Genomic DNA, 19,586 nt, shown 5'->3' with positions numbered 1-19,586 from the left:
GTTCATGTTAATAAAAATTAATATCCAGTAAATGATTCCTTAATCAACATGAAGTTTGGAATAGGCATTTTTGTGAATGAATTTTTGCTTATTGAGAGGTCTTTTTGGTGTTGTTTTGGTGCTTTGGTGTTTTTTGGTGGAGGGGGCCGAAGATCAATTAAAAAATGCTTCTGTTCAGCGGTTGTTAATGCAAGCGAAAACCAAGATGTTTTTAGCTCCTGATTCCAGTTATTATTTTGCGACAGAAGCGCTAAAGGTAAGTGGGGAAAGTGATGACAAACTTACAGAAGGTTTAATTCTTCAATTTCTTGGAGAAATTTTATTTCAACAGGGGATTTATGCCGAATCTGGTGAAAGGTTCTTGGCGGCAGCGGATATTTTCAAAGCCTTTGGTTCAGCAAACTATTTGGTGGAAAATTATAACTTTCAGGGAAGGATTTTGTACAAGACAAAAAACGCGAAAATTTCCCTAGAAATGCATCAATTGGCCTATGAATTGGCAATTGATTGCGGCGACTTAATTGGACAAGCAAAGTCCTTGGGGTGGATTGGAAGCATGCATGAAAAATCAGGCGATTATCCAAAAGCACTTTATTATCAATGGAAGTCCTTGGGTGTTTTTCGGAGGCAGGAAATGGGATACTTGTCTTCACAAATTATGGAAAACCTGGGGAGTATTTATGAGGACAGTGAAAATTTCGACTCCGCACTTTTTTACTTTGACGCAGCTTATCAACTCAACCTCCAAACAGGGGATAGCCTTAAACTGATAAGCAATATCAATAATCTCGGAGATATTTACAGAAAGCAAGGTCGCTTGGAAGAAGCTTTAACCAATTCACTCATGGCCCTTCAAATAAGTAGACTTTATAATGATATTTATCAAGAAAGCAGTGCCTTGAGGGATATTTCCAAAATCTACAAAGATAAAGAAGACTTTAAAACATCACTTTCCTATTTGGATACCAGCAGAATGGTGTATCAGGAAATTTTTTCCCTGGAATCTGCACGGCAGCTTGCGCTTATGGAACAGCTCTCTCATGTGAAATTGAAAGACCAACAAATTTCGGAATTGAAATACAGCCAGGTCCTTGATAAAAAGTTGAAATTTCTCCTTGTTTTACTGACTTTGTTGGTTTTGGGATTAAGTTTGGTTTTTTACAGCAGGCAAAAAATTAAATCCAAATCCGCGGAGGAATTGCTTTTTCACCAGAAAAAAAATCTCTACCATCAGCAGAAATTAATGGAAAAGGAGGTGTACCACGTTCAACTGAAGGAGCAAAAGATGGCCGATGAATTGGAGCTGAATTCAAAATCCCTTCTAGCACAAACGCTGCATTTAATTGACAAAAACAAAATTCTGGAAGAAATCCGAAAGAAACTTCAACAAACAGTGGAAGATGATTCCAAAGAACAAAAAAAGAAAATCCGCAACCTGATCAAAATGATTGATTTCAATTTTGTCCAAGACACAGATTGGGATAGTTTTAGAAAGAACTTCGAAAAAGTACATGAAAATTTTTTCCATCAACTCAATGGGTTTTCTCAGCACCTGACACCTTCCGACCTAAGGCTGGCCTCCCTGATGAGATTGAATATGAGTTCGAAGGATATTGCTTCCATCTTGGGGATATCTCCGGAAAGCTTAAGGATATCTCGTTATAGATTGCGTAAAAAACTCAATCTTCCCAAAGGAGAAAGTTTACAACAATTCATCCTCGGTATTTAGGAAATGATTTGTTAATCTATTTTTAATATTATATAAAATACTGTAAATCAATTATTTAAATCAATTTTTAGGGGTCTGTGTAACTGTTTTGTTAACGTTTTAAATTCTCATTGTTGCTTTTTCATAACGTAATTGGCTGGTGATCGATGGTTTGGTCTACTAATTTTGACCCAACAAAAACCATCGATAGAAATGTTAAAAAAATTATCTTACAGCTTGATGTCTGCTCTTATTTTAAGCAGTTGCCAATCCAAAAATCCCCAGGATCTCGAGGCCAACCTGATCCAAGAAACGGTAATCAAACCCCAAATCATCACCGATTCCGTCAATCATGATACCGACGACCCAGCCATCTGGATCAATACAGATGATCCCTCAAGAAGTTTGATTATCGGAACAGACAAAGATGCGGATGGTGCCCTATATGTTTTTGATTTGGAAGGAAAAATCATCGACTCCCTCGTCATTCGAAATCTCCAAAGGCCCAACAATGTAGATGTCGGATACGGTCTTTCCATAGGTGATAAAACTGTGGACTTTGCGGTGACTGGTGAGCGGCTTACCTCCAAGCTTAGGTTTTATAGCCTTCCAGATATGAAAGAAATTAATGCTGGTGGCATTGAGATTTATCAGGATGAAACAGGCCCAGAATTCAGGGATCTAATGGGTGTAGCGGTATACCATGATCAAGTCAATAAAAAGCATTATGTCATTGCGGGGAGAAAGAATGGGCCCACAGATGGCAGTTACCTCTGGCAATACGAAATCATTGGTGCAAATACAGGGATTCAACTTGAATTGGTTCGGAAATTTGGAAAATACAGTGGAAAAAAAGAGATAGAGGCAATTGCTGTGGATCACCAATTGGGATTTGTCTATTACTCCGATGAAGGAGTTGGGGTTAGGAAATACCACGCCAATCCATCTAAAGGAAATGAAGAGCTAGCACTTTTTGGGACATCAGGCTTTACCCAAGACCATGAAGGTATTTCAATCTATCAGTTGGACGACAATACTGGATATATCCTGGTTTCAGATCAGGAAGTGAATCAGTTCCATGTTTTTCCGAGAGAAGGATCCGAAAATAATCCACATCAACACGATTTAATTACGGTTGTCAAAACCTCCGCAGTATCCAGCGATGGATCGGAAGTCACCAGTTTGCCGCTAAATACCACTTTCTCAAAAGGATTGTTTGTGGCTATGTCAGATGATAAAACCTTCCATTTCTATCGATGGGAGGACTTGGCTGGAGATATTCTGAAAATAAGAAAATAGTTTTGAACATTGTAAAAATCATAAATTATGAAAAAGCAATACCAAGTATTCACATTGCTGTGTCTATTTCTCTTTTCTCAAGAGGTTTTAGGACAAGCTGTTTTAAGAGGTAAGGTAATTGATGCTCAAAACCTTTCACTACCCGGCGCTAGTATTTTGATTCAGGGAACAACAAAAGGAACGGTTACTAATCAAGACGGTGATTTCACCTTGGTAGGCCTGTCTCCAGGGAATTATCGGGTGGGTGCAACCTATTTGGGCTACACCGGACAATCTCAGGAAATTGTCTTGCAAAATGGCCAGACATTGGAAATCAAATTCCAAATGAGCCAGGGAACAATTGATGGCACAGAATTCATCGTGTTTGGTGATAGGCTCAAGGGACAAGCCAGAGCCTTAAACCAGCAAAAAACGAATGCCAATATCAGCAATATCGTTGCCGCTGATCAAATAGGACGATTCCCGGATGCCAACATCGGAGATGCCATTAAAAGGATTCCTGGGATCACCATGCAAAATGATCAAGGAGAGGCCAGAGACATCATCATCCGTGGGATGTCACCGGAATTGAATTCCGTTACGCTCAATGGGGAAAGGATTCCTTCCGCTGAAGGAGACAATAGAAGAGTACAAATGGACCTTATTCCTGCCGACATGATTCAGACAATCGAGGTGAATAAAGCAGTTTTGCCTAATATGGATGCGGATGCTATCGGGGGATCTGTAAATCTGGTCACCAGGAAGGCACCAAATGGATTGAGGGTTTCTGGTACCGCCGCTTCAGGAGTGAACTTACTTTCAGATAAGCCGATCTGGACGGGTGGGGTAATCATTGGAGACAGGTTTGCCAATGACAAATTGGGCATCATTTTCTCCGGATCGTACAACAACCATACATTTGGGTCAGACAACTATGAAGCAAGATGGGTGCAAACAAACAATCCCAATTATCCTGTGGTGATGGATCGTTTTGATCTTCGAAAATATGATGTGCAAAGGATTAGAAGGAGCTCCTCCTTGGCATTGGATTACGACATTAATAAAAACCACTCCATTACGCTGAATGCGATGTACAATTGGAGAGATGATAGAGAAAATAGGTACAGACTTCGCGTGGATCGGTTGGAAAGACCCATTGAGTCAGGTAATTTCAATGCCCTGGCAAGTAATTTATATCAACTGCAAGGCAGAGCGTCTATTCAAACCAAGGGTGGAATAGACAATGACAGGGTGAGAAATACAAGATTGGAAGATCAAAGAGTTGCCAATTTGACCCTGTCCGGTGATCATTTGTTCAACAGTCTTAAAATGACCTGGAATACGACCTATGCCAAAGCCTCAGAAAATCGACCAAACGAACGCTACATCACCCATAGGGGCAATGCATTGATGCAGGTAGATACTAGAAATCCATTCAAAGCACTGACTACTTTTGTGAATCAAGAAAGTGAATTGGGTTTGGGCTTGAATGAAATATCTGAATCCAATAACAATACTTTTGAGGAAGACTTAAATGCAAGATTGGATTTCAGTCTTCCTTTTGCTGGGAACAAAGGGATGTTTAAATTTGGAGGCAGGCTTCGAAACAAAAATAAACAGCGTAGAGATTCATATGATGTATATGATCCCCTTGGAAGCCTAGGTGCCGATGGAAACAGATTGGGAGATTTGCCTTTTGGCATTCAGAACGAAAGGTTGTTTTTAAATGGTTCACAATACGCCCCAGGTAGGTTTGTTACCAGTTCTTTTTTGGGAAATCTTGATCTTAAAAATCCCGCTTTATTTGAGTTTGAAGATGCACTTGGAGAATATATTACAGGCAATTATAACGCGCAGGAAACGATCACCGCTACTTATGTAATGTCGGATTACCAATTCAACAATAAACTGTCAGGTGTTTTCGGTTTGAGATATGAAACCACAGGGATCAATTATCGGGGAAATGCTTTTGATGAAGAAGAGGAAATCTCCAATCCTACCGAAAATGTAAAGGACAGTTACGGGAATCTCATGCCTGGAGCACATTTCAAGTACGACTTCTCCGACAATAGGATTTTAAGGTTTGCCTGGACCAATACCATTGCAAGACCAAATTATTTTGACCTAGTGCCCTATGCCGTTTACAGTCCTGACACCGAATCACTTCAGCGTGGTAATCCTGATCTTGTGCCTACCACTTCTATGAATTTTGATTTGATGTTTGAGAATTACTTCCAATCCGTGGGGCTCTTCTCCATGGGTGGTTTTTACAAAGACGTCAATAATTTTATTTATCAAAGGACTTTGGTAAATGTAAATGATCCTCAATTTGGCCAGGTAGCTCTTTTATCAAAGCCTGAAAATGGCGGTACAGCTGATGTCTTTGGTATCGAAACTGCATTTCAGAGGCAATTGGATTTTTTGCCGGGTATCTGGAAAGGTTTGGGTATTTATGTGAATTATACCTTCACCGACTCCAAAACAACTGGGATTGAAGGTAGAGAAAATACCTCCCTCAAACTTCCAGGAACCGCTAGGAACATGTTCAATGGATCTCTTTCATTTGAAACCGAAAAATTGGTTTTGAGACTTTCAGTCAATCATGCTAGTGGGTATATAGATGAATTGGGAGACTCCGCTTTTGGTGATATCTATTATGACCGCCAGACTTTTCTGGATGTCAATGCCTCTTATGCCTTCAGCAAAAATCTCAGGATATTTGCTGAAGGAAATAATCTGACCAATCAACCTCTTCGGTATTATCAGGGAATCAGGGAAAGGACTGTCCAAGAAGAATTCTACAATGCACGAGTCAACTTTGGAGTAAAATTCGACTTGTTTAAATAATTCAAAAAACACTTAAGTAAAATAGCCTCAATAATAATTGAGGCTATTTTTATCAAAATTTTAAAACATGCCAAAAAATCAAATCCTCCAATCACTTTTGCTTGCCATTTTTGCTTTTACTTTGGTTTCCTGCAAGGATAAACAATCCGACCGAAATATAGAAATTGAAGTTGCTGAAACTGCACCAAGGCATGTCAGGGTGCTTTGGACCGAACAGCCTTCCAACCATGCAATTATTTCCTGGACCACGCTTCATTCCAAGGGGGAAATGCATAGGATTGTCTTTGATACGGTTTCTAGGAAGGACGATAACATTTCCTATTCCTTTGAGGTCAAATCCAAGAGAAATGGAGAAATTACCATGTTGGATATGGATTATGAGGAAGGGGTTCCAACCGGTTATTTTCATCATGGCGAAATCAAAAACCTAAAACCTTCCATGAAATACTATTTTAAAGTAGAATCAGATGGACAGTTTTCTAAAGAATATTATTTTGTGACAGCACCTGCGGATGATAGACAAATCAGCATCTTATGGGGAGGAGATTCAAGATTGGGTGGAGAAAAACCGATCTATGCCGGAAGGACCCCCCATTTAGGCCGTCAAGATATGAACAAGAGAATCAAAGCCTTGATGGATGAGAACGAGGAGATTTTGGCGTTTACCCACGGAGCAGATTATGGGAGTACAGCCGAATGGAGACACCTTTTTTGGTGGTTGGAGGATCATGAAATCGTGGTAGGGAAAGACAATCGTTTACTTCCTTTGATCATTTCAAGAGGAAATCATGATTATGCCATTGGATTTCAGGAGAATTTTTGGTTGAGTACCATTACCGATGAGCAGAATTTTGGGTATTACTATACCACTCAACTCTCTCCACAGGTGACTTTGATAACGCTCAACACCGAAATAAGTGTTGCTGGAAATCAAAGGGTATGGTTGGAAAAGCAATTGGCTGAAAATCGACCAAACAAAAGATGGCTGGTCACTCATTTTCATAGACCTGCATATCCAGTTGTCAAAGATTATGAAGCACATACCTTTAAAAGAGTCCGTGAAGCATGGGTTCCCCTTTTTGAAAAATACAATATTGACTTGGCTTGTGAATCTGATGGGCATATTTTAAAACGAACCTTGCCGATTAGAAACGGAAAACCCGATGAAACTGGAATTGTATATATTGGAGAAGGTGGATTAGGTGTCCCCCAGCGGACAGCAGACACGACAAGATGGTTTATCCAACCTCCTGGATTTGCGAAAAGTGCCGATAATGTCCACTTGATCCAATTTAGAACCGATAGCCTTGTGGTCAGAGCAATTGGTCCTGAAGGGAATGTGCTGGATTATTACGGCAGGATACCAAGAATCAATTGAAAAAATGACCAAGATATCTAAGCAAGATCTACGCTTGGCTACGTTGATTTTAAGATTTACCATTCTCTTGCAGTGCATTGGAGTGTATTTTCAGTTAAGAAGTGGAAGTGCTCTTGAAGGAATTCTTTTTATGGAATATGGCCTTGATCAGGCCGCTGCCAAGAAAATTGAAAATGCCATAGCCTTGGTTTTTCTTTTGATTGGAGCGGTGACTTTTTTCCGTTCTGGGAAGGTTTTGATCATGATCATCGTATTTCTGTTTTTGTTCATGGCTGTTTTGATCCAGCGACAAGCCGGAAGTCCATTTACCGACTGCACAGTTTTCGCGCACGCCGCAAGGGTACTTGCTCCACTGGGATTGTTTCTTTTGGTTAAAAAAGATTTCCATACCCGAAAAATCATCTATTTTATTTTGGTTTTGGGCTTAGGTATCACGTTTATAACCCATGGGATGGAAGCTGTTTCCTTGCATCCCTATTTTCTGGATTATCTCATCACTTCATTTCAAAATCTGGCAGGTGTCGAATTGGACCAGCATCATGCAGAAAGAATATTACAGATAATTGGATCGCTTGATATTTTACTTGGAGTGTTCATTTTTTTTGTCAGAAATAAATGGCTTTTGCTTTGGATGGCATTTTGGGGTTTGGTGACAGCATCTTCAAGAATCACAGAGTTGGGTTGGGGAATGTATCCTGAAGTGTTGTCCAGAGCAGCGCATTTTGGTATTCCTCTTACGCTGATCTTCTTGGATCGATGTATCAAAAAGGAAACGGAAGAAAGAGTAAGATAAAAACAGCCCGTTTTGGATTTAACCCGAAATAGGCAATAGGTTTCTTAATAGGTGTTGCAACTTTAAGAAAACCAGACTATTTGGAGTATAACGCATTTTATAATGTTATGAAGATAAAAATTGTAGATAACAAACTGATTATTAATTAATTCCAGGATGGAATAGAATTAGAAATACATAACATGGGTTTAAAGGGCAGACACAAGGGGGAGAATTGAACAGAAAAAATGGATAAAACATTTGGGTAGACCAGATGTTTTACCCATTTGATGGTTCTATTTTCTTCCTTTTATAGAAAAATAAATCTGAATAATGGGGGTTCTATTTAAAAATCAACTTGTCAATAAATAGAACTTGATAGTGGGAACTCAGTGGTTACCCATCATGATAGTGAAGATGCTATTTGTTTTTTTATTGGAGGAGTTTTACGGTTTTAGGAAAAAACGCATCTTCTGTTTACCCGTACTTCCCAAACCCACATAGAATTTGATCGCTCGGACATTGAATTCGGGGGTCTGCCATTGGATATTCACGCATTTTTCTTCTCTGGCGACTTTTTGGATGCGCTTCATGATCTCTTGCCCAATTCCCTTTCCCCTGCAGTTTTCATTGAGATAAAGACAATCCATGTACAAAAAGGGTGCGGCATCCCAAGTGGAAAAATCAATGGTATAGGTGGTGAAACCTTCCAGTTTTCCCTTGATGTCCACTACCCAACAATTCAATTTTTTATTTTCCCCAAAAATGGCTTTTCTCAGTCCTTCCAATTTCCCTTCTGGAGAATACTGGGCTTTTTCATGGGCCGCATGGGCTGCGCAAAGTTGCACCAATTCGGGTAAGTCTTTTTCTTCACAAGGTCTGATCAAATAATCCATAGTGTTTTCGGCTTGAGGTTTGTCAATAGTTGTTTCAGCCTGAAATTAGGCCAAAAAAAATGATTTCTCTAAAAATTGTTGGTGAAAAACTTCTAAGAAATTGCTTCAGATGAATAAATGAAAAAATAAAACATGATTAAAGCTAGGAATGACGCAATCAATATGCTGATTCCCATGATTTTTCTTAGATATGAAAGGGGATAGCTTTTTTTGGCTCTTGTCAGTTCCATTCTATTTGTAAATGGAATATATCCCTGAACCAAAGCAAGAGAGGTCAGGAAATAAGCGCCAATAAGAAACAAAAGGCTGAAGAAAGATTCCATTTCATTGGATTAAGTAGGGATAGTCAAAAATATGACAAATAGTCCAAGATAGGAAGTTAGATTAAAAGCATAAATGATTCATAATAAAGGCTTAACGAAATGGTAATACTAACCCCTATCGAGCCCTTTTTTTTGTCAAATATTGACTTCGGGACAATTAAATAGGGGTGTATGCTTTGTCAAAAAATCAAAAGCGAACGGTAAACTGTCCTCCAAGGAATCGAGGGGGACCAGAAATAAATGTCGGAAAACCAAAAGCCAATCCGGTGTTTCCGGCATCAATCAGATATTGTTCTCCCAAGAGATTGTTGCCGTAAAGGGCGATTTCATATTTCCCATTTTCCAAGTTCAGCCCCAACCGGCAATTCAATAAACCAAAAGCTTTTTGCTCGATTCCGGGTTGATTTTCCTCTTCAAAAAACACTTGAGACTTGTAAGTATAGGAGGGTCTAAAAAAGAAATGGTGATTTTTCCAAATTGGGATTTCCACGGCACCCCCAAATGAAAAGCTGTGTTTGGGTGTCAATCTGAACCTATTTCCAGCCAATATTTGTGGTCTTCCTTCTGAATCTTTTTCGTCGAAAGCCGCATCGATCCACCCATAATTGGAAAAAAGACCAATTTTTTCTGTTAAAGCGAATTTTACGGAAGTTTCAAGTCCCAGCGCGCTGGCATTTCCCCCATCCCGGACGAGTGCACGCAGCGTTCCATCTTGGATTTCTATCACCTGCGTTTGGAAATTGCTATAGTGATACCGGAAACCAGCGATATCAAACTGTAATCTTTGGTTATCGCTCATCAATTTATAGCCCATTTCATAGGAAACGACAATTTCCTGCTCCAGTTCTTCCGAGCCCTCTGCAGTCACCTGGATGACATTGGGTCTTCTCCCTCTGGACACCGACAGGTAGCCATTTGAGAATGCATTGATCTTGTATCCAGCAATGAATCTTCCCACCCAGGATAGAAATTCACCCTCTCCGACGATTCTTCCATCGGTAGGGGCGATGAGCAGGTTTGGCGCTGAACCAAATGCCCCATCGAGGAGTAAGCCTACTGTGGAAGGACTTCCCAGATACCTGCCCGCATAGCCATTTTTCACGCTTTCAAAAGTCCCCCGAAGACCAGCTGTCAGAGATAATTTATCGGTGATTTGATAGGTGCCATCACCGAAGATTTCAAAGGCGTTTACTTGTCCATAGTTTTGAAAATTTTCCTCATGAAATGATTTGAAAGGAGGAAGTCCGAGAGCGGCTAAATTGGTGGAGAGCATTTCATTTGCGCCTAAAAACGGCTTTCCATCTGGTCCATAAAGAGGGATTGTCGGAAATTGACCTCCCGATGCGACCCTGACCAAAGGGCTCAGCAAGGCGATCATGGCATTTTCATTGGTCTGAAAATTCAGCATCTGATTGCCTTTTTCATGGAAAAAACTACCGCCCAAAAAACCAGTAAGCTTTTGCGAAGCATCGGTACTGAATCGGATTTCCTGACTGAACTGTCGGCCATAGGCATTTTCTCCAAAGGATAGAGCGGGTATATCTGACCCATCTGCATCAAGACTTTCCTGGTTAGAAAACTCCCTAAATGCACTTGTGCTATTTAAAGACCAGCCGTTTCCAAGCGAATGCTCGATCAATACCGTGCTTCCCCAAACTGTCCGAAGGGAGAAAAGATCCCTTCCCTTTTCAAGATGGGCCGGACCAAATGGGCTTATGTTTTCGTTTGGAGAAATCAAGCTACCACTCACAAATCCAGTTCCTGGATAATCATCCTTTTGCCAATTGGTGATGATGTCAATAGTGGTTTTACCCGAGGGCAAATACCGGAATGCTCCCCTCAAGGCGGTGGTATTTTTGCCGTTGAGTGTTCCGCCGGCAAGATTTTCTACATAGCCGTCCCTTTTGTTGTATTGGCCGGAGGCTCGGAAAAAAGCCTTTTCGGAAACAGGAAAATTGAGGTATCCCGAAATCAGATTTTGATTGAAATTGCCATATCCGGCGGTAATCTTACCACCAAAATCATTCGTTGGTTTGTTTTGGATGAAATGGACGGCCCCAATCTGTGCCCCTCGCCCAAAGAGGGTTCCCTGTGGACCTTTGAGGACCTCGACTCTTTCCATGTCAAATAATTCGACAACCGATCCTCGGGATTTGGAAATGGAAACCCCATCCTGAAAAACGGAGACCCTCGGCTCGACTCTTGAATCCCCATTATCCGAAGTGATTCCCCGGATGACAAAACCGGGATTGTTTGGACTTTGTACTTGGACTTGAAGCCCGGGGACAAATTCAGCAAAGGCATCAAGGTCTCTAATGTTTAAATCATCAAAAAATTTACCCTCAGTGGATGAAACAGCAATAGGGACATTTAAGATGGATTGTTCTCTTCGTTGGGCTGTGACAGTCGTTCCCTCCAAAGAGTAAATGGATTCTTCCAAAATCACTTCAATAGTGATTGATCTCCCTGGAACGGCTGTAAATGAGATGGCTTGAGTTTGGAACCCAATATACCTAATGGAGATTTCGTGGGAACCTGGCGCAATGTTTTGGATTGAAAAATGTCCTTTGGCATCGCTGATGGTTCCTTTCTTAGATTGGGCAATTGCTATTGTTGCTCCAGCAACACTGTCCCCATTTTTGTCTTTTATGGAACCACTGATGCCGCCATGATTTTGAGCCGCGGAAGAAAACCCAATGCCAAACAAAAAAATGAGGAATGCAGCAAAGTGAAATTTCATAAACGGAGGTAAAATTTTTATTACAATCAGACACGCAATCAAGTTGAGTCAAAGACGTAGAATTATCGTCGAAAATTAATGAAAAGGAAATGATATTGGAGGATTAAAACCCGAAATCTGCATCAGATTTTCCAATGAAAATGAAACGGCAAGAAAATAAGACTATTTGGATAATAGGGTAGAGGGCTGATATGGCAAAGTTAAAAGTAGCAAACAAAGACTGATTATTACGTGCTAAAACCCGTTTTATGCATTACGAATGCCATTCAATACTGTATTTATCTGTTGATTAGTTAGTTGTCGGCTTTTATAGGCTTCACCATATCGGTGTCAGGAATTAGTCTCCCAATTGTCTAATTTTCTTTCGGTTTCAATATCCTAAAAAAGGCCAATGCATATTTCTGGTTTAAGGCTGGAATTAAATTGGTATTGTATAAAAATGGTTTGAAGTGACAATAAAAAAACTCCCGCCATAAATTTCTTTACGACGGGAGAAAAATAATAACTTGCTTCTGATTATTTGTCGAAAAGCTCGATGTTCTCTTCGATCATCCTTCCAAACCTCACTTTTGATTCCATAGAACTTCCGATATCCAGTCTGTCCACCAAATTCATCCTGCCACTAGGTTGCGCGGTGATTTTTCCAATGGCCAACTTCAATAAGTATTCATTGGTGTCGCCAAGAGGTAGGAGTACAGGCTGGCTCAATTCGTTTCCTTCTACATCGGCAGGAAATCCGTTTCCATAATCAGATTGGTCAAGGCTGTTGAAACTTCTGGTGACAATCGGTAAGATCCCGTAGTTGTTTTTTGGGTTTTCCTCATCCTCCAGCGCTATTGATCCTACGTTTTTCCCAACAGTCCTTCCACCGATCACAACCACATCCATGTAAGGTTTCAATCCATTGATGATCAATTCACTGGCTGAAGCAGTTCGGCTTGAGGTGATGATGTAAATTTTGTTTCCGGATAAAATTGGCCCCAAATTTTGGGATTTGTTTTTGAAAGGAGTGTTGTTGTTTTGAAATTGGGAAAAGCTCATCAGAAAGCTGTTGTATTTCGTCTTGGAAAAAACATCTGTTGATTTCACATTTGGCGCAATAAGACTTGCCAAGTTCACAGCGCTGGATACAAATCCACCTCCGTTGTATCTGAAATCCAAGATTAAATGGTTGATTCCTTCTGCTTTGAATTTCGCGAAAATTTCGTCGGCCTGGTCATCATATCGAGTGGGTTGTCCATCGATGCCTGGTGCAAAGAAATGGTACACCGCATAGCCTATTTTTTGATTGTTGATGGTATAAACCGTATCCAGAAAATTAGGGTTTTCAGCAAGAGAAACCGTCTCTAAAGAAACCGGAGCCTGGGCTGAATACTGTCCGGTAACGGCGTTGTATCTCAGGAAAGTGATGCTGTGGGAATCTCCAATCTGTCCAAGTAGCGTTCGGTAATTGTTGAGGTTCATGGATTGGCCATTGATCTGGTTGATCACATCACCGCGTCTGATATCTTTTGAAGCAGCCGGACTGCCTTTTTTGATGTAGGTGACAAAAGCCAAAACATTTTCATTTTCATTGCTTTCCCTTACCAAGGAAAACTCATACCCAGCCTCCTTGTTGATTCCTTGTAGGCTATTGATCAACTCCTGATAATCAGGGTAGATTGCCGAAAACCTATCCGTGGGTCTAAAGAGTAGGGATTCGTAATAATCTTCTGGATCGGAGCTCGATGCAATTGGGGTTTTCATATCGTCCAACCAGAAATAGACTTCGTCCATTACATCTTTTATCCATTTATTGACGGCCACATTCGGGGAATCTTCTGCAACGATCGGCGGCTCCACTTCTTCCTTGTCCTTACAGGAATTTAAGCTGAAAATAATGCTGAGCAAAACCAGCGCTTTTAGGGAATTTCTAAAGTAAACTTTCATATTCTTATTCCATTTTTCTATTCAACCAATTTTTCATAACCAGGGTTTAATATTAACGAAATCTTACAAAAAAATAAATGAATTTTTATTAATTAAATCTTTATCCCGTTTTATGCGCAACCAATTCCATTCCCACTTAATTATTGCCTAATCATCAATCTGGTGTGCCCTATTTTTGATTTCTTCATATCGGTACCATGCCAAATCCTTCAAATAGTCTGATTTTCCTGAAGTTTCGATCCTCTTGGGAAACGGGATGCATATTTTAGGTTTATGGATATTTGGTGAAACCTCACAATTAGATCAAACCCGTATTGTGCAATATCAATTCAATTTCAGGATATAAATGAATAATAATCAGTCATTTGAAGATTGGTTTTGACATCACCGAATAGGTAGAATGGCTTATTTTCCAAGCAACCTGATTTTCTTAAAGTTTCAATCCTATTGGGAAATCAACTGTATATTCCATCTAACTCAATCAAGTTAGATGCTTTACGTTACTTTTCCGCTGTCTTAGAATTCGGGTTAAAAAAAGGGAATGGGTAGAACCGTAAAAAAAACACCTCAAAAAGAGGTGTTGATGGTGATATCTGATGTCTTGCTGTCAAGAAGTTGCCCTTTTTCGCATTTCAATACCCGGTAAGGGTACTTCCGCAATAGGTCATGGTTGTGTGTGGCCATGAGGATCGCAGTACCTTGACTGTTGATTTCCTGAAAAAGCTTGAAAACCCCATCTGCTACCTCCGGATCCAGATTTCCCGTAGGCTCATCGGCCAGCAGAATTGAAGGTTGGTTGATCAAAGCCCGTGCGATCACAACCCTTTGTTGTTCACCGCCCGAAAGCTGGTGTGGCATTTTGGTGGCAGAGTCGCCTAGATTGACTTGCATCAGGACTTCTGCCATTCGGCTTTTCATTTTCATTTTGTCTTTCCAGCCAGTAGCTTTCATGACAAAGAAGATATTTTCGGCGATGGATCGATCCGGAAAGAGTTGAAAGTCCTGAAAAACGATGCCTAGTTTTCTCCTCAGGTAGGGGACTTCGTTTTTTTTGATTTTCTGTAGGTTGAAGCCTACGATTTCTGCCTCGCCCATTTTAAGGTCAAGGTCTGCATACAAGGTTTTGAGCAAGGAGCTTTTTCCGCTTCCGGTTCTTCCGATAAGGAAGACAAACTCATCTTTGGCTATGGAGAAATTAACGTTTTGAAGTATGGCGTTGAATCCCTGAAAGATGCAGGCATCTTTAACACGGATTACGGGTTCGCTGGAAAAATCCATTTTAAAGTTCTAGTTTTTGAAGTTTACCAAATGGAAGGCCAAGTATCAATGCTTCCAAAGCCTCTTCTTTTCCTTCCAGACCAAATTTCTCCATGTTTTTCATCGGCCTATCCGCTCGGAAATAAGCAACCAATACAAAGTTTTCGTCCCTGATCTGGATGTAGTTTGGTATTTTAGCTTTGCCCTTTACTTTGATGATGTACATTGGAAAGGTGTTTAGAGATGAACGCAAGGAAAGTCAGAGAAGTATTTTTGATCTCACAAATTTGGGAAACCCCAAAGGATTTCCCAAAATGATCAAAGTTGCATGAATGTTTATTTGCCTGCAGCTTTGGCATGGTCGGCAAGAAACTGAGCCAATCCCGAATCGGTCAAGGGGTGATTCAATAAACCCGTGATGACTTTTAGTGGACAGGTCACCACATCCGCACCGATTTCGGCACATTTGATCAGGTGCATGGAATGTCTCACCGAAGCGGCCAGCACTTGTGTCTCAAATTCATATGTGCGATAGATATGTACAATTTGCTCAATCAATTGCAAGCCGTCGAAGGAAATGTCATCCAATCTTCCAACAAAGGGAGAGAGGTAGGTTGCTCCGGCTTTTGCCGCTAAAATTGCTTGTCCCGCGGAAAACACCAAGGTGCAGTTCGTTCTGATTCCGGCATTGCTAAAATACTTGATGGCTTTGATACCATCTTTTGTCATCGGTATTTTAACGACGATTTTATCATCGATCTTCGCAAGTTCTTTTCCTTCTCTGATCATGCCTTCGTAGTCAGTGGAAATGACTTCCGCACTCACTTTGTCATCTACAATATCACAGATTGTTTTGTAATGGGCCCTTACATTTTCTTCTCCGGTGATGCCTTCTTTGGCCATCAATGAAGGATTGGTGGTTACACCATCCAATATGCCCAGGTCATACGCTTCCCTGATTTCGTCAAGATTTGCAGTGTCAATAAAGAATTTCATCTAAGTTGGTTTATGGTTTAAAGATTGGACAAAGTTAAACGATTAATCAGAAATTGGAAGTTTTAAAAAACGAAAGATTACGAAATGTAAAAAGAACATAGGTGATAAAACAAAAAAAAGGCCTTGATATGGCCTTGATAAATTAATCTAGCAAAAATAAAAAAAAAGAAGCGGCATCGCACCGCTACGACTGCCTACCCTTGCTTCCTTCCGGACCTGGGGGATTAAGCAGGAGCTGGTCGTGCCGCTAGGTCACAAATGTACTGGAAAATCTATCCATTGCAAAAAAATCGATGTTTTTTCGAAGGTGTTTTTTTAAGTCCCTGTTGATCAGAGGCATATTTTTTGGCAAAATTTTTGCATAACTTTCAAGCACAAATAAAAATATTATTATGAAAAAATCTTCGATTGTTTTATTCACCCTTTTATTGCTTGGCTCTTGCACTTTGTTTGGTCCAAACCCAGAATATTCACAAGGAATGACAGAGAAGAAGTTTTTAAGACAAAATAAAGAAGCTGTCCTGAGTGGTCTCGATGGAGGGATCGTAACCTATAGAGTGGTAAGGGACAATAAATTTTATGTTTTGGCTACTTTCGAGAAAGGAGTTTTGGTGAAATTGGAGGAAAGAGAATTGGCTCCTGCCTGGATGCCTAACCAGCCTCAGATGCCAATTCAAAACAACAACAACAACAACAATAGCCCATTAGATAAATAATTCGGGTTGTTGAATAAAAAAGTTTGACTTCTTGGCACCTAAAAGTGCCAAGATTTTTTTTGCCTACTGTGAAGCAGCCAGCTTTGGTTTTTCCGGAATTGAACGAAGACTTGAAAACCTAAAGCAATGGCCTACCCAATTCCATTGAGATGCAGGTTGAATTCCAAAGGGCTGCAGTTTTCGAATGCATCTTCTTCAAGGTCTTCAAAAATTTCCTCATCAAATACAATTTCCGTTTTCTCGACCTTTCCATTCGGATGGATGATCAATTCAATTCCTGTATAATCTGTAGGATCTACTTTTACCAAGACTTTATAATCATCAAAAATCTTCTTGAAATATTGTGGCAATGCTGATTTCATATTTGTCAATGTTTAGGTCACAAAATTAATGGAATTTTTTCACAATAATTTTTTGTTACTAGGAATGCATCTTTATATTTGTCCCAATAGAAATATGGAAAAAATACAGAATCAATATTGGTGGTGGCAAAATCATTTTCTTTCCGGGAAAAGACCGTTTGCTGTTGCCTAATTTATAGGTTGTGTAAAGTATACATAAAGGCTTACCGGTTTTCCCTGGTAGGCCTTTTTTTATATAAAAAATCTAATCCAAACCATGAACACCAAAGACAAATTTAAAATCATCACCCGATACAAAAAATTGTTGGCCGATACGATTACTCCTGTTAGTATTTATTTACAAATCAGGGATCGATTTGCCAATCCCATACTGTTGGAAAGCTCGGATTACCATGGTCAGGAAAACAGTTACTCCTATATTTGTTTTAATCCATTGGCCTCTTTTTCCTTTAACAATGGTGAGGTGAAAGAAGAATTGCCATCTGGAGAAATCCAATCCTACCCGGTTGATGACAACCTAAAGCTGATAGATGCACTTCGCGATTTTTCCAAAAGGTTCAAAGACGAGGACAGTAAATTCAAATTCATCAGCAATGGCCTTTTTGGGTACATGCAATATGATACCTTGGCGTATTTTGAGGATATTCACTTGTCTAAAACCAAATCGTCTGCAGTTCCCATCATGCAATATTCCGTTTATAAGAACGTGATCGTGGTGGATCATTTCAAGAATGAAATGTACCTTTTCGAGCACTTTTTGGAAGGTGATAATTCAGAGGAAACATTGTCCCAGCTTGAAACCTTGCTGAACAATAAAAATATCCCTGCCTATTCCTTCAGGCAGGAAGGAAACGAATCTTCCAATTATAGTGATGAGGAGTTTTTGGAAATCCTGAAAAAGGGCCAGGAACATTGCTTTAGGGGAGATGTATTCCAAATTGTGCTTTCCAGAAATTATACCACGCGTTTTAAGGGGGATGAATTCAATGTGTACAGGGCGCTGAGATCGGTGAACCCATCGCCTTATTTGTTCTATTTCGATTATGGCTCTTTCAAGGTTTTTGGGAGTTCACCCGAAGCCCAAATTGTCATCAAGGACCAAAAAGCGACAATTTTCCCGATTGCAGGGACTTTCAAAAGAACGGGTAACGATTTGGCAGATGCCAAACTGGCCACGGCATTGTATGATGATCCCAAAGAAAATTCAGAACATGTAATGCTCGTGGATTTGGCCCGAAACGATTTGAGCCGCTCCTCAGAAAAAGTGGAGGTGGAGGTATTCAAAGAAATCCAATACTATTCCCACGTCATCCATTTGGTATCCAAAGTGACGGGAATCTTGCCGGAAAATACCAATCCGCTCCAATTGGTGGCGGATACGTTTCCAGCAGGGACGCTTTCTGGAGCGCCCAAATACAGGGCAATGGAATTGATCGATGGACTTGAAAATACTTCAAGGGGATTCTACGGAGGAGCAATCGGGTACTTGGGTTTCAATGGGGATTTCAACCATGCCATCTTGATCCGATCCTTTGTTTCGGAAGGAAACCAACTTCGTTTTCAAGCTGGTGCTGGCGTTGTTGCCAAATCTTCGATTGCCTCTGAGCTCCAAGAAGTCACCAACAAACTTGAAGCCCTACGGGTGGCACTCAAGACGGCAGAAAATATTTAAGCAAGACACGGAATCTTGAATCCTTTGCTATCAAAAACACGAATCTTTCAAAAAAATGAAAATACTGGTACTCGACAATTACGATTCCTTTACCTATAATCTTGTTTACATCATTCGAAAACTTGGCTATGGTCCACAAATGGATATTTTCAGGAATGACATGATCTCCCTGGAAAAAATAAAGGAGTATGATAAAATCCTGCTGTCCCCAGGGCCTGGTTTGCCGGCAGAGGCAGGCGTGATGCCCGATTTGCTGAAAACATATTCTGAAACAAAGGATATTTTGGGAATATGCCTGGGACACCAAGCCATAGGAGAGGCTTTTGGAGGAGATTTGATCAACTTAAAAGAAGTGGTCCATGGCCTGGCCTCAGAAGTGAAAGTGGAGGAAGACTTGCTTTTTCAAGGCCTTCCCGATAAATTTAAAATCGGCCGATATCATTCTTGGGTGATCAACGAGCAGACCTTGTCTCCTAATCTTGAAGTCATTGCAAGGACGCCGGATGGACAGATCATGGGTGTCAGGCACAAGGACCAAAAGGTCCGTGGATTACAATTTCATCCTGAAAGTGTGCTCACCGAACATGGAGAGCAGATGATGAAAAACTGGCTTGAAAGCTAATACCAATGTTTCAAGCCAAAGCTTAACATTAAAAAAATCTTAGACTATCGAACCACAACCCCCACTGATAGACCATTTACACACCAACTA

15 protein-coding genes and 1 other RNA gene are annotated in these 19,586 nt (G+C 40.4%); 8 read left to right on the top strand and 8 right to left on the bottom strand.

Going from position 1 to position 19,586, the window contains the following annotated elements; all coding sequences use genetic code 11:
* Positions 1-76 precede the first annotated feature (76 nt).
* From F824_RS0110005 to F824_RS25740, 5 genes are all read left to right on the top strand, one after another.
* The gene (locus tag F824_RS0110005) at positions 77-1,729 is read left to right on the top strand and encodes a tetratricopeptide repeat protein (protein ID WP_019597748.1); all 1,653 of its coding nucleotides are present in this window, start codon (positions 77-79) and stop codon (positions 1,727-1,729) included.
* A 192-nt stretch (positions 1,730-1,921) separates the two neighbouring features.
* Positions 1,922-3,007, top strand: coding sequence for a phytase (locus tag F824_RS0110000; protein WP_019597747.1), 1,086 nt, complete (start codon positions 1,922-1,924; stop codon positions 3,005-3,007).
* Between the two features lie 27 nt (positions 3,008-3,034).
* The gene (locus F824_RS0109995; protein ID WP_019597746.1) at positions 3,035-5,833 is read left to right on the top strand and encodes a TonB-dependent receptor; all 2,799 of its coding nucleotides are present in this window, start codon (positions 3,035-3,037) and stop codon (positions 5,831-5,833) included.
* A 67-nt stretch (positions 5,834-5,900) separates the two neighbouring features.
* Positions 5,901-7,211 (top strand): purple acid phosphatase family protein, encoded by a 1,311-nt coding sequence (locus F824_RS0109990; protein WP_019597745.1) that lies wholly within the window; start codon positions 5,901-5,903, stop codon positions 7,209-7,211.
* A gap of 4 nt (positions 7,212-7,215) precedes the next feature.
* The gene (locus F824_RS25740) at positions 7,216-8,004 is read left to right on the top strand and encodes a hypothetical protein (RefSeq protein ID WP_139189774.1); all 789 of its coding nucleotides are present in this window, start codon (positions 7,216-7,218) and stop codon (positions 8,002-8,004) included.
* A 425-nt stretch (positions 8,005-8,429) separates the two neighbouring features.
* On the opposite strand, the gene F824_RS0109980 is transcribed toward F824_RS25740, so the two are convergent.
* The 7 genes from F824_RS0109980 to ffs form a co-directional block, all read right to left on the bottom strand.
* Complete coding sequence (locus F824_RS0109980; RefSeq protein WP_019597743.1) at positions 8,430-8,879, bottom strand: GNAT family N-acetyltransferase; 450 nt, start codon at positions 8,877-8,879, stop codon at positions 8,430-8,432.
* A gap of 510 nt (positions 8,880-9,389) precedes the next feature.
* Positions 9,390-11,942, bottom strand: coding sequence for a TonB-dependent receptor (locus F824_RS0109970; RefSeq protein WP_019597741.1), 2,553 nt, complete (start codon positions 11,940-11,942; stop codon positions 9,390-9,392).
* 516 nt (positions 11,943-12,458) lie between these two features.
* Positions 12,459-13,871 (bottom strand): S41 family peptidase, encoded by a 1,413-nt coding sequence (locus tag F824_RS0109965; RefSeq protein ID WP_019597740.1) that lies wholly within the window; start codon positions 13,869-13,871, stop codon positions 12,459-12,461.
* Positions 13,872-14,438: 567 nt separating this feature from the next.
* The gene (locus F824_RS0109960) at positions 14,439-15,149 is read right to left on the bottom strand and encodes a cell division ATP-binding protein FtsE (protein WP_019597739.1); all 711 of its coding nucleotides are present in this window, start codon (positions 15,147-15,149) and stop codon (positions 14,439-14,441) included.
* Between the two features lies 1 nt (position 15,150).
* Entirely contained in the window at positions 15,151-15,354 is a 204-nt protein-coding gene (locus tag F824_RS0109955; RefSeq protein WP_019597738.1) for a hypothetical protein, read from the bottom strand.
* A 110-nt stretch (positions 15,355-15,464) separates the two neighbouring features.
* Positions 15,465-16,124: a fructose-6-phosphate aldolase gene (gene fsa, locus F824_RS0109945; RefSeq protein WP_019597736.1), complete on the bottom strand. Its 660-nt coding sequence runs from the start codon at positions 16,122-16,124 to the stop codon at positions 15,465-15,467.
* 164 nt (positions 16,125-16,288) lie between these two features.
* Positions 16,289-16,375: signal recognition particle sRNA small type (gene ffs / locus F824_RS27175), an RNA gene on the bottom strand.
* A 141-nt stretch (positions 16,376-16,516) separates the two neighbouring features.
* On the opposite strand from ffs, the gene F824_RS0109935 reads away from it, so the two are divergent.
* Complete coding sequence (locus F824_RS0109935) at positions 16,517-16,840, top strand: hypothetical protein (protein WP_019597734.1); 324 nt, start codon at positions 16,517-16,519, stop codon at positions 16,838-16,840.
* A 131-nt stretch (positions 16,841-16,971) separates the two neighbouring features.
* Here F824_RS0109935 and F824_RS0109930 read toward each other — a convergent pair whose 3' ends face one another.
* On the bottom strand, positions 16,972-17,202 hold the full coding sequence (locus F824_RS0109930) for a hypothetical protein (protein WP_019597733.1): 231 nt from the start codon (positions 17,200-17,202) through the stop codon (positions 16,972-16,974).
* A 256-nt stretch (positions 17,203-17,458) separates the two neighbouring features.
* On the opposite strand from F824_RS0109930, the gene F824_RS0109920 reads away from it, so the two are divergent.
* Positions 17,459-18,874, top strand: coding sequence for an anthranilate synthase component I family protein (locus F824_RS0109920; RefSeq protein WP_019597731.1), 1,416 nt, complete (start codon positions 17,459-17,461; stop codon positions 18,872-18,874).
* A 55-nt stretch (positions 18,875-18,929) separates the two neighbouring features.
* A complete protein-coding gene (locus F824_RS0109915; RefSeq protein ID WP_019597730.1) occupies positions 18,930-19,496 on the top strand; it encodes an anthranilate synthase component II in 567 nt (188 codons plus the stop codon).
* The last annotated feature ends 90 nt before the right edge of the window (positions 19,497-19,586 follow it).

The organism is Rhodonellum psychrophilum GCM71 = DSM 17998, assembly GCF_000381545.1.
GTDB lineage: Bacteria > Bacteroidota > Bacteroidia > Cytophagales > Cyclobacteriaceae > Rhodonellum > Rhodonellum psychrophilum.
The sequence above is the reverse complement of the archived record's forward strand: the minus strand, read 5'-3'. Positions and strand labels throughout refer to the sequence as shown.